The 9,382-nt window shown below is 32.6% G+C and carries 8 protein-coding genes and 1 pseudogene; 6 read left to right on the top strand and 3 right to left on the bottom strand.

Annotation, left to right across the window (positions count from 1 at the left end):
• A pseudogene (locus tag BKP45_RS22925) lies at nt 1–305 on the top strand (IS5/IS1182 family transposase); the annotation flags it as partial.
• Nucleotides 306–577: 272 nt separating this feature from the next.
• Nucleotides 578–1,303, top strand: coding sequence for a DUF421 domain-containing protein (locus BKP45_RS08470; RefSeq protein ID WP_071389294.1), 726 nt, complete (start codon nt 578–580; stop codon nt 1,301–1,303).
• Between the two features lie 444 nt (nt 1,304–1,747).
• Here the strand turns inward: BKP45_RS08470 and BKP45_RS08465 are convergent, their stop codons facing one another.
• Nucleotides 1,748–1,939: a hypothetical protein gene (locus tag BKP45_RS08465; RefSeq protein ID WP_071389293.1), complete on the bottom strand. Its 192-nt coding sequence runs from the start codon at nt 1,937–1,939 to the stop codon at nt 1,748–1,750.
• A 409-nt stretch (nt 1,940–2,348) separates the two neighbouring features.
• On the opposite strand from BKP45_RS08465, the gene BKP45_RS08460 reads away from it, so the two are divergent.
• The 3 genes from BKP45_RS08460 (at nt 2,349) to BKP45_RS08450 (ending at nt 5,813) form a co-directional block, all read left to right on the top strand.
• Nucleotides 2,349–2,786 carry an SRPBCC family protein gene (locus tag BKP45_RS08460; protein ID WP_071389292.1) on the top strand — a complete coding sequence of 146 codons (438 nt, stop codon included), beginning with the start codon at nt 2,349–2,351 and terminating at the stop codon, nt 2,784–2,786.
• 246 nt (nt 2,787–3,032) lie between these two features.
• Nucleotides 3,033–4,190 carry a dicarboxylate/amino acid:cation symporter gene (locus tag BKP45_RS08455; RefSeq protein WP_071389291.1) on the top strand — a complete coding sequence of 386 codons (1,158 nt, stop codon included), beginning with the start codon at nt 3,033–3,035 and terminating at the stop codon, nt 4,188–4,190.
• A gap of 219 nt (nt 4,191–4,409) precedes the next feature.
• Complete coding sequence (locus BKP45_RS08450; protein ID WP_071389290.1) at nt 4,410–5,813, top strand: PAS domain S-box protein; 1,404 nt, start codon at nt 4,410–4,412, stop codon at nt 5,811–5,813.
• A gap of 48 nt (nt 5,814–5,861) precedes the next feature.
• Here the strand turns inward: BKP45_RS08450 and BKP45_RS08445 are convergent, their stop codons facing one another.
• Together BKP45_RS08445 and BKP45_RS08440 are read right to left on the bottom strand one after the other, a co-directional pair.
• The gene (locus BKP45_RS08445; RefSeq protein ID WP_071389289.1) at nt 5,862–7,055 is read right to left on the bottom strand and encodes a chromate transporter; all 1,194 of its coding nucleotides are present in this window, start codon (nt 7,053–7,055) and stop codon (nt 5,862–5,864) included.
• Nucleotides 7,056–7,483: 428 nt separating this feature from the next.
• Entirely contained in the window at nt 7,484–7,981 is a 498-nt protein-coding gene (locus BKP45_RS08440) for a CBO0543 family protein (protein ID WP_084787753.1), read from the bottom strand.
• A gap of 588 nt (nt 7,982–8,569) precedes the next feature.
• Between BKP45_RS08440 and truA the strand changes: the two genes are divergently transcribed.
• On the top strand, nt 8,570–9,307 hold the full coding sequence (gene truA / locus BKP45_RS08435) for a tRNA pseudouridine(38-40) synthase TruA (RefSeq protein WP_071389288.1): 738 nt from the start codon (nt 8,570–8,572) through the stop codon (nt 9,305–9,307).
• Nucleotides 9,308–9,382: the final 75 nt, after the last annotated feature.

Raw genomic sequence — 9,382 nt, 5'->3', positions numbered from 1 at the left:
TGGAGCCAGTCTTCGGATTTTTGAAGGCTAATTTGCGTTTCACTCGAATGTCTGTGAGGAGCAAAGAGAAAGTAGAAAATGAATTAGGCTTCGCGTTTATGGCGGTGAACTTAAGAAAGTACACCGCCATAAACGCGAACGGAACTAATGGTCATGAAAATAATCCAATCGAAAAAAGGTTCCGATCATCAAATACAATAATCGGAACCTTTTTTCTTTATTTTTGGCTAGTTATGTCCCAGCCTCTTTTTTTTGTTTCAATCACTAATATTGCCTGTCTGAAAGGCCACTTATCCAATAAGTAGTGATAGGAATTAACGGTTGACGCTTCTTTTTCTTACTTAACGTAGTTATTCAAGCAATGTGGTTTTGTTTGCAGGTATCAAACTATTAACCGTTTTCATAGCCTTAAATATAAACTTGTACATCTTCCATGTAAATACAAGTTTGAGTATGCCAACGAGAAATTAAAGTTGTGTTAATTTAATAAAAAAGGAAATATATTCTATGAATGTTAAGTGAAGGATTTAACGGAAAATAATAAATAATTACATATTCAAATTAGAAGGGATTTTATATGGAGCTATTAAAGGAATTAGGAATACTTGTATTAAGAATAATAACAATTTACCCTTTATTATTATTTATGACAATGATGATGGGAAAGAGATCAATTGCTCAATTACCAGTATTTGATTTTTTGGTCATACTAACATTAGGATCTGTTGTGGGGGCTGACCTTGCAGACCCCGATATAAGTCACATACACACTGGTGTTGCCGTGGTTATTATCGGATTGTTCCAGATCATTGTCGCAAAATGGAAAATAAAAAATCGTAACTTCGGGAAATTAATCACCTTCGAACCTACTACAGTTATTTATCAAGGGAAGTTTCTTGTGGATAACATTCGCCAAATTCGGTATTCAATAGATAACATTTTACTTATGTTAAGAGAAAATAATATTTTTGATGTCAGTGATGTAGATCTAGGTATCATAGAGGCTAACGGAAAATTAACCGTACATAAAAAAAATTCTAAAGCGGCTGTTACCATCGAGGATTTGAAGGTTATTAAATCGTCTCCTGGAATTGCCTATCCAGTAATTATAGAGGGACAAATATATAAAGATGTTTTAACAAAGTTAAATGTGACAGAAGATTGGTTAACTAACGAATTAAATAAGTTAAATATCAAAGACTTAGATACAATTTTTTATGCATCTTTAACAAGTAATCACCAGTTGCACGTTTCCTTAACAGAAGATGCGAAAATAGTAAAGCACCCTCTCATTATTAATTAAGAAAATGACATGTATTTAACAAAAAGGAAACTTCTAAAAAATGGCTTTTGCCTAGTCGTTATTGTGATATGATTTTAATCGGAAAACATAGCGTAAAAAAGAAAAGAGTTGGTTTGTATTGAAAGCCAAGAAGTTAGTCCGAATGTCTAAGGTCTTATCTACTGCGCGTTTGTAATTTTCATACAAATTTACTGGTATAAATTTCTAAAAAAAGAAACAGAGTAGGAAGAACCTTGGGGAAAGATTGGTGGGAAATTCCGAATAACACTTTTGGGATTAGAAGGTTTATTTATTAAAAATGAAATAGTGAAAGTGTAAATGAACTCGTTTCAGCAAGCTGAAACATCGGAAAATCAGGTGGAGAGTTCACTCCACCTGATTGGAAAATCCCACCTACGCTACGCTTAGAGGTGGGGGGATGAAGGAAAAGCCACACTCATTCAGTTAATAAATCGTTTTATCAAATTGATTTTCAAGCCATTCCAGAAATTGATCGACATCTTGAAAAGTGATAGGATCTTCAGAGAAGTTTTCGTCAAATGCTTGCAATTTCCCTTCCTCAATTGAAAATTCCCATCCAAGAGCTGTAGCATCTTGAGTTAATAATACGAACTGTTTCATTTGGTCATAATTCATCTAGTTCCCTCCAAATTTTTTTTTGATTCACTGTTAATTTTTGAAATATATCGGGTCATTATTCATGTATAAATAAGTTGGTGAAAGTGCGTCCAATTTCAAGTGGTACAATATTCTGAAGTTAACTCTGAAATAAGGGGCTATTTGGTAGATTTTGTGACAAGTTTTTTGTGGGTTGGAAAGTATATATATATTTTAGTAATAACAAAATTGTTGTAAAATGAACCTAGGGAAAAATCTAAGTTAATGCTTTAAATTTTCATGAAACTAAAAATCAAAATTTTTACTGGACTAATATCTTAGTCTAGGTAATTGGTGCGTTTTCAACTAGTTATGTTTTGTGAAATTATTTATCTTAGATACAATAGAAATAGCATACAGTTACTAAATATGATTAGGAGGAAAAAAGATGGCGGATCAACTATTTGTTCAAGACGAAATTATCATCGAGGCTACTCCGGCTAGGGTGTGGGAAATTCTTACCAAACCGAAATATGTCGCACAATGGGATGATCTACCTGAGAACTATCCTAATGAAGATATGAAAGTTGGAAGCAAGGTAGTATGGGATCTCCCAGATGGTAGTCAGTCGATTACAACAATTATTAAAGCTGACGAAAGGGAACGATTAAAAATCGCATTATACTGTTCCTTTTGGGAAGTTAAACCAAATTATGGAGATTTGGCATATTTATACGAATTAGAAGACAAAAAAGGGAGCACTCTCCTTAAAATTAGTATTGGAGACTTTTCACTGATTAATGACGGGCAAAAATTTTATTGTGCATCCGTAGATTTTGCGTTAGAAGCCAAAATAGCTATTAAAAATTTAGCTGAAAAGCAATAAAACATAAATTACTTAAATGCAATTAGTTGGGAATATTACTAACGAGGACTGAATGAAAAACACCGAAATTTCATAACATTTCGGTGTTTTTCATTTGTGAAAATCGTTTATTTGATAAAAAAATTTTATGACTAAAATATTTTTACTATTCTGAAAAAGTAAATAGTCTTGCAATTTTGCAAATTGTGTATACAATAGAAGTACAAATGTGTTTTTATAGTGAACATCATCAAGAGGAGGAAGTAAATGAAACTCGTAGTAAAATTGTTAGTAGGGATTGTATTAGGTATTATTTTAGGTCTTGTATCACCTGAATTTGTTATTCGACTTTTCGTAACAGTAAAGGGTATTTTTGGAAGCTTTATTGGATTTATCATACCATTTATTATTTTATTCTTTATTGCCAGTGGTGTAGCGGGGTTAGGGAAAAAATCAGGGAGCCTAGTTGGAAAAACTGTTGGTTTTGCTTATTTATCAACATTAATAGCAGGTTTGTTAGCATTCTTTGTAGCGATTATTTTTATTCCTTTCATCTCCACAGGGCAAGCAGCTATAGCCGAAGGGTCATCCTTTGAGCCGTTTATTAAGTTAGAAATTACGCCGTTAATGGGAGTAATTACTGCTCTAGTAACTGCATTTTTGTTTGGAATTGGTATGGCAAAAACTAATAGTAAAATATTAAAAGTAGGTTTTGATGAAGGTAAAAACATTATTGATCTTGTTATTTCAAAAATTATCATCCCATTTTTACCGTTTTATATCGCTAGTATTTTTGCTGAACTTGCAGCGGTAGGAACTGTATTTGACACGTTAAAAGTTTTTGGCGTTGTTCTTGTTCTTGCTATCGCTACGCATTGGGTTTGGTTAATTATTCAGTATGCTGTTGCAGGAGCGATTAGTGGGAAAAATCCTTTCTCGCTAATAAAGAATATGTTACCAGCTTATTTTACTGCTATCGGAACGATGAGTAGTGCAGCGACAATTCCAGTAACGCTTCGTTCGGTTAAAAGGAACAAAGTTAAAAACGAAGTAGCCGATTTCGGAGTGCCACTTTGTGCAACAATACATTTATCGGGGAGTGTTATCACAATTGTCCTTTGTGCAGTTGCGGTTATGATGCTTACTCCAGATTTAGCAGAACCTTCATTTGGTGCAATGCTACCAGTAATCTTCATGCTAGGTATCATTATGATAGCTGCTCCTGGTGTACCTGGTGGTGCGATTATGGCGGCTTTGGGAGTTTTGACTACAATGTTAGGTTTTGGTGAAGCGGCAATTGGCTTAATGATCGCTCTGTATATGGCACAAGACAGCTTTGGCACAGCAACGAATGTTACTGGTGATGGAGCAATCAATGTTATCATTGATAAAACTAGTAATGTTGATGCGGTTGATGCTAACTAATATTTAAATGATTTGTGACAAACACCTTGAATGTCCGTATGTAGTGGGCAATCGGGGTGTTTGTTTATTTAGAAGTCTTTTCTTGGATAATAAATCAGTAACAGATTATAAGTGATTTATGCTAACATATAGTTTAGCTGCTTTTGTAGATTTAAAAGGTTAGAGATTGCAAACATTATTTTTGTAATGTATATTTACGTATTGTTGTCGGAGGAGCAAATGGAAATTAATAAATTAGACATCCTTGATGTATTAGATAAAATAACAGATTGTTTCTATGTGTTGGATGAGAATTGGAAAATTATTTACCTTAATAATGAAGGGGAGAAAATAGTAAATCGGACAAGGGATGAATTGATTGGAAAAAATATATGGGCTGAATTTCCGGAATTGGTTGATTTGCCTTTATACACCAACCTATATTTAGCAATGGAAAAACGACTTCCCATCAATTTCGAGATGTATCATCCTATATATAAAAAATGGTTTAATGTTCGGATATATCCTATCAAAGAAGGATTATCGGTTTATTTTTTAGATATTTCTGATACGAAAAAAATAAATATTAGGTTAGAACAACATTATCAATCGTTGTTCGATAATAATCCTGATGCGGTATGTTCATTTGATTTGGATGGCAGATATATAAAAGTTAATGATTCGTTAGAAAAATTAACAGGTTATAGTGAAACTGAGTTATTATATCAACCGTTTAATCCGTTAATTGTAAAAGAAGATTTAAAAAGAACTAAAGAGCATTTTTACAAGGCAAGTAAAGGAATTCCTCAGACATATGAATATAGAATAATACATAAATCTGGTAGAATTATTCATTGGAAGGTAAAGAATATTCCAATTACGGTAGATGATGAAATCATTGGGGTATTTGAAATTGCAAAAGACATCACCTTACAAAAGATTGCTGAAGAAAGAATAGAAAAGTCAGAGAAACTATCATTAGTTGGACAATTATCAGCCTCAATCGCTCATGAAATTCGAAATCCACTTACAACATTAAAAGGTTTCTTACAATTAATAAGAAGCCAAAAGGGGATAGACCCTATTCATATTGATATTATGTTATCCGAAATGGATCGTATTGAGTTAATAACAAGTGAATTGTTATTTTTAGCAAAACCTCAGTCCATCGAAATAAAATATGCTAACTTAAAAGAAATCATAAATGATGTTGTAGTTTTGTTACAATCACAAGCACTTATGAAAAATATTGAAATCGTTTTTGAATACCAAGATGTAGAACCTATTCGTTGCGTTAGTAATCAATTAAAACAAGTATTTATTAATCTTATTAAAAATGCAATTGAATCTATGTCAAACGAGGGGAGGATAACGATTAGCCTTGTGAACTTATGCAATGATAATATTATGATCGAGATAATAGATCAAGGATGTGGTATTTCACCTGAATTAGCCAAAAATATAGGACTTCCTTTTTATTCAACAAAAGAAAAAGGTACCGGTTTAGGAATGGTCACTACATATAAAATTATCAACGATCATGGTGGGAAAATAAATTTCGAAAGTAAAATAGGTGAAGGCACTACATTTAGAATTACTTTTCCTAAAAAATTGAAAAATAGCTTTCACAATGCAAATAATTAAGTTATTACGAAAAAAACTTGGCATGTTGTAAATAGCCAAGTTTTTTCATTAGAGATAAGAAAATAGAAAGCCGCCGATTGCACCTGTTACCACGATGATCCAAGGGGGTAACTTCCAATAAACCAACATGGAAAATAAAATCGCAGCTAGTACAAAATCAAGGGGGGTTAAAATTGAACTAGTCCAAATAGGATGATATAGTGCAGCAATTAAAATTCCGACTACTGCAGCATTTACTCCCATAAGAGACCCTTTTATTTTCCTGTTTCGTCGTAAAGTATCCCAAAAAGGTAGTGTTCCTAAGATTAGTAGAAATGCAGGTAAAAAGATGGCAACCGTGGCTAGTAAGCCACCTTTCCAACCATTAATTACTGCACCTATATATGCAGCGAAAGTGAATAATGGACCTGGAACAGCTTGTGCAGCACCATAACCAGTTAAAAATTCTTCCTTGCTTAACCAACCAGTTGGAACAAATTCACGTTCGAGTAAAGGTAATACTACATGCCCCCCACCAAAAACAAGTGAACCAGAACGATAAAAACTATCAAACATCGCTACCCAGTTTAATGTTGTTGCTTCTCTAATAATAGGGAGCACGATAAGTAATCCAAAGAAAAGTCCTAAGCAAATAAATCCCAAGCGACGAGATAATGGAAAAGTTGATTTAGAGGATTGATTATCTATTTGTTGTTTGTTGTACAGTAAGTACCCAACAACTCCTGCAAAAAGAATAACAGTAATCTGTGTAATAGCTGTTTGCCATAACAAAGTTAAAATCATTGCACCTAAGGCGATAGACTTTCTCTGTAAATCAGGCGTCAAATTTTTGGCCATACCTAAAATGGCATGTGCTACAACCACAACTGCAACTACTTTTAAACCATGGATCCAACCTACATCTGTAAATCCATAGTTATTTAATAGTAAAGCAAAAACAATGAGTGCAATAACAGATGGAAGCGTAAACCCTATAAATGATACGATACCACCTAAAATTCCAGCACGCATGACACCGATCCCGATTCCAACTTGACTACTTGCAGGGCCAGGTAAAAATTGGCACAACGCGACTAAGTCTGCATAGCTTTTTTCATCCATCCATTTTCTTCTACGAATATACTCATCATGGAAGTAACCGAGGTGTGCAATTGGTCCACCGAATGATGTAAAACCGAGTCTTGTGGAAACAAATAAAATTTCTAACAATAATTTTAATTTGTTTTTGTGTTTGTCTTTCATATTTCACCTTCCATTAGTATAGTGGTAAGTACTTAATAGGCGTGTAGCTTTATCAAGTTCTACGATTGCTATCATAACAAATAGATTATTATATAAGCAATTACTTATTAAATAATTTAATAATTTCTTTACAAAAACTATAAAAAATAGAGTTACAACAGTAATCTAATGGAGTTACTAGTCACATTATTAAAAGAAAAAGCAAGAGTGCCCGTGCGCATTCAAGAGAAAGTTAGTGCGATTCGAGTAGTAAGATAAAGGAGAACATACGCTTTTTGTACCTTGTAATAAAAGATAACACCTAATTAAAATGTCCTTTACAACGGGTACAATTTAATTAGGAAGTGGTCTTTTTTATTTAACAAAAACTATCTTAGCTCAACAGTTTTTTAGATTTTAAATATTTATTGTGTTCGCTGTTAATTCACTTAGATCTTCATTATTGGTTGACTATTGTTATATCTGAAAAACCATCGATAATAAAGACGTGATATATAATAAGAAATCATGATGGTTATATAACTCCAATACCAGGTCCATTTCTTATACTTTATTAAATTTGTCGATTTTATAGCATATATTTCAAGTATAACGATTATTGAAGTATAGAAAGCATAGTGCAATACTTTATATATTTGATGCTTTTGTTCAGGATAATATATATTAAACAGAGAACAAAAAGCTGGCAGAATAAAAAATTCGAATGTAAAACTTGCTTTATTTGCCTTTTTAAAAAAAAGTCGATGGGGGTATTTAATTATTCCATTTTCTACAACAATCAACCCAAAAATCCAAGTAATTACTTGTTTAAATAAAAAAGCAAGTTGAGCCTCACGAAATTTATTTCTTGGGACAAATTTATAAAGTATAAGTGACATAACTATCCAAGCCGAAGCTTCAATGGCTTTATCTTTTTTGTAAGACACACTATTCCCTCCTTAATTCTATCTATATCGTTCCTCAATGACACACATATATGTTTAAAATAAAAGTAATTTTCTCACCAGTGTCTTTTGAAACCAAAGAACATGGTCACACCTATAATGAAATCCTGCGTCAAATGGGTGAATGTCATTATTACAAAAACCGAGCTACATAGATATATATCTAGTTGCGTATGGTTCGGTGTAACTAGTTATAGTATAGCGGGGAGGATGAACGACATGGATTTCCATTTTTTACATAGGTGGGAATGTTGTTCTCCGTTGGAGTTGGAGTGGTGCTTGTCTTTTTGGGTTTCAGAACTGTTGTTCTAGAAAAAAGCTCAAATAGATTTTTATGTTCATAAGCTTGACATGTAACCAAAAGGTTTCGTATTCTGAATATGATACCTTTTAGTTACATATATTTTGAGAGGTATCTTAGTTTCATTTACATGGTGTAATTAAAAGAAAAGGTGAAGGATGTCTTAAAAGGTTAAAATTATTCCCTTTTAAGTCATCCTTAATTTCATTTTTGTATTGTATTTGGAAAAACTAATGACATTAATTTTCTAAGTGAAAAAGGAGTAAAAGATGAACAACTATAAAATGACAATTCAATATGATGGTGGCCGCTATAAAGGTTGGCAGCGGCTCGGAAGTGGAGAAAATACGATACAAGCAAAAATAGAAAATGTAATATCACAGATGGTAGATAAACAAGTTGAAATCATAGGATGCTCAAGAACAGATGCAGGAGTTCATGCATTAGATCAAATTGCGAATTTTAAAACTAATGAAAATCTTTCAGAAGCAGAGATAAAAAGTTATTTAAATAAATATTTACCACAGGACATTACTATCACGGATGTGGAATTAGTGCATGATCGTTTTCATTCTCGATATAATGCTAAGGATAAAACCTATTTATTTAAAATTTGGAATGAAGAACATTCTCATCCTTTTATGCGCAAATACAGTATGCATGTTGATACTAAACTCGACATTGTAAAAATGAAAAATGCTTCTACATACTTTATTGGTTCACATGATTTTACTGCTTTTTCAAATGCTAAATCTAAGAAAAAATCTATGGTGCGTGAAATCTATGATGTCGAAATTAATGAAAATAGTGGATTCATCGAAATTCGAGTGCGTGGAAATGGTTTCCTTTATAACATGGTTAGAAAAATGGTTGGAACCCTTATAGAGGTCGGATTAGGTGAAATACATGAAGCAGCTATTCCGGAAATATTAACATCAAAAGAACGAAAACAAACAGGAAGATTAGCAGATTCTTGTGGACTTTATTTAGAAAAAGTTGAATTTTAGTCTAGAACCCAAAAGAATGAAACAGAGTAATTTGGAAATGATAAATACAGTGTTATTTATCATTTTTTAGGGGGG

This window comes from Anaerobacillus alkalidiazotrophicus (assembly GCF_001866055.1).
This window is presented reverse-complemented; position numbering and strand designations above follow the sequence as displayed.

Bases quoted from the DNA above. Each gene is read 5' to 3' on its own strand.
- BKP45_RS08470 (WP_071389294.1), top strand. From the start codon at position 578: ATGGAGCTATTAAAGGAATTAGGAATACTTGTATTAAGAATAATAACA.
- BKP45_RS08465 (WP_071389293.1), bottom strand. From the start codon at position 1,939: ATGAATTATGACCAAATGAAACAGTTCGTATTATTAACTCAAGATGCT.
- BKP45_RS08460 (WP_071389292.1), top strand. From the start codon at position 2,349: ATGGCGGATCAACTATTTGTTCAAGACGAAATTATCATCGAGGCTACT.
- BKP45_RS08455 (WP_071389291.1), top strand. From the start codon at position 3,033: ATGAAACTCGTAGTAAAATTGTTAGTAGGGATTGTATTAGGTATTATT.
- BKP45_RS08450 (WP_071389290.1), top strand. From the start codon at position 4,410: ATGGAAATTAATAAATTAGACATCCTTGATGTATTAGATAAAATAACA.
- BKP45_RS08445 (WP_071389289.1), bottom strand. From the start codon at position 7,055: ATGAAAGACAAACACAAAAACAAATTAAAATTATTGTTAGAAATTTTA.
- truA (WP_071389288.1), top strand. From the start codon at position 8,570: ATGAACAACTATAAAATGACAATTCAATATGATGGTGGCCGCTATAAA.